General features: G+C 45.2%; 1 protein-coding gene. It reads left to right on the top strand.

What is annotated here, in order from left to right:
* Positions 1-55 precede the first annotated feature (55 nt).
* Positions 56-1,744, top strand: coding sequence for an AIPR family protein (locus ACR0JE_RS19595; protein WP_480865358.1), 1,689 nt, complete (start codon positions 56-58; stop codon positions 1,742-1,744).
* Positions 1,745-1,892: the final 148 nt, after the last annotated feature.

Below are 1,892 nucleotides of genomic sequence, written 5' to 3'. Positions count from 1 at the left end.
ATAGATTACTCATGTTATACCCCTGAAACTCAGGGGTTTGAATCACGCAGCCGAGATGACGGCAACCAAATTAATGGGTCCAGAACCTAGGTTTTTTATGAGAACATTCAATGAAGATGAATTTGATCGGCTGAACGAACGAATTGACCGTCTAATTGCCAGCCAGGAAGTCCAACAAAGAAGTCAGGCTCTAATCCACATCTTTCTCACACACAGATTCTATTGTGAGAAAGTGGCGATTGACGAGGCGTTCACAGATGGAGGCAATGACTGCGGCGTTGATGCAATTCATATTGATCGTCGAGGCGATGAGCCCGTCATTCACCTGCTCCAATCAAAAGTGTTCGAAAGCAAGAGGAAAGCAGCAAATCCTTTCCCGCATAGCAGCGCGGAAAAAGTACTCAGGTTTTTTGAAATCTTGAAGGACAAAAAATGTGTTCTCGACAAACTCGTCAACCCCAAGCTTGAGCAGAAAATTCTTGAGATAAGAGACATCGTAAATCGGGAGTTCCCTTCCTTTAAACTCTGGCTTGTAGGGAATGGAATGCCATGCAATCAGCAACAACTGTCTCCTTGCACACGGTCTCTTGAGCGCGAAGACGTTCAGGTAGAAGAATTTCACTTAGATGAAGTAGTTGAATTCTGCTTGAACTCACACAGCAGCAGGACAAATCACGTTTTTTATGCGCGTGATACAGGAGTGCTTGAGTCGGGGAATACGGAATTGCGTAGCGTGGTCGGCTACATTTCCGGTCTCGAACTATACAAACTCCTCCGCGACATGCGAGACGACAAAAAGATTGACTACACGCTTTTCAATATGAACGTCCGGGGCTTTCTCGGCCTAAACAACCCTGTAAACAAAGAAATATTTAAGACTGCAGCATCGAGTGACAACACTAATTTTGCCTCCCTCAATAACGGCATCACCATTGTAGGCTCGCAATGCCGGGTCAATCGTAACGCGTCGGATATGCCAAAGATCGGCATCAAGAGAATGAGTATCGTCAACGGGGCACAGACATGTTCCGCTATTTTTGATGCCATCAAAGACTACTATCCAGATATGTCGAAGTTTGAGAAGTTATCTGTGCTGTTCAGGGTGTTTGAAACTGAAGACCCTGATCTGATTGCAAGAATTGCTGTTTCTACAAACAATCAAAGCCGTATAAATCCGCGTGATCTAAGGGCAAATGATGATATTCAAAGAAAGTTAGAGAAGGACCTTCGCGACGTCGGAATTTTCTATATGCGAAAGAGGGGTTTTCAGGACGACTATGACGAAAATGAAACCCACTTGGATGCCCTCAAGGCTGGTCAAATCTTGCTTAGCTATGTGCATCACGACCCGGTTAGAGCAAAGAGAGACTCGGACGTAATCTTTACTGACCTCTACTACAACGTATTTGGAAGTGTGAGTGTCCCCGTTCTTGTCGAGGCATTAGAGTGGTTTGAGCTAATCGACGAACGTAAGAGAATTGTCCAAGATGACATCCGAATTCGCGGAAAACACCGAACACAAAATACGTTCCTAACCTATGGCATTTTTCACGTCCTGATGCTTTGCAATCTGCTTGGACCATCGGTTGCGAAACAGGAACGTCCTGCGATCATAGACAAGGCAATAGAAATAATCTCTGACCAGATAGATTTGGCAGGGAGTCCGGCACATTACTCCTTCTTTCGAGATGCTAAGCAAGCTGAAGCGCTGAGGACAGCCGCAATAGAGCCCAAACTTTTGTAGCGATTTTCAATTTGAACCGCTGAGTTCTCAATTGAGCGTCGGCGTGTGAAAACGATTGCCTAGGTTCTGGACCCATTAATTTGGTTGCCGTCATCTCGGCTGCGTGATTCAAACCCCTGAGTTTCAGGGGTATAACATGAGTAATCTA

This window comes from Ruegeria sp. H3 (assembly GCF_056533095.1).
Note: the sequence above shows the minus strand (reverse complement) of the source record. Positions and strands in the feature narration are given on the sequence as shown.

Bases quoted from the DNA above. Each gene is read 5' to 3' on its own strand.
- ACR0JE_RS19595 (WP_480865358.1), top strand. From the start codon at position 56: ATGACGGCAACCAAATTAATGGGTCCAGAACCTAGGTTTTTTATGAGA.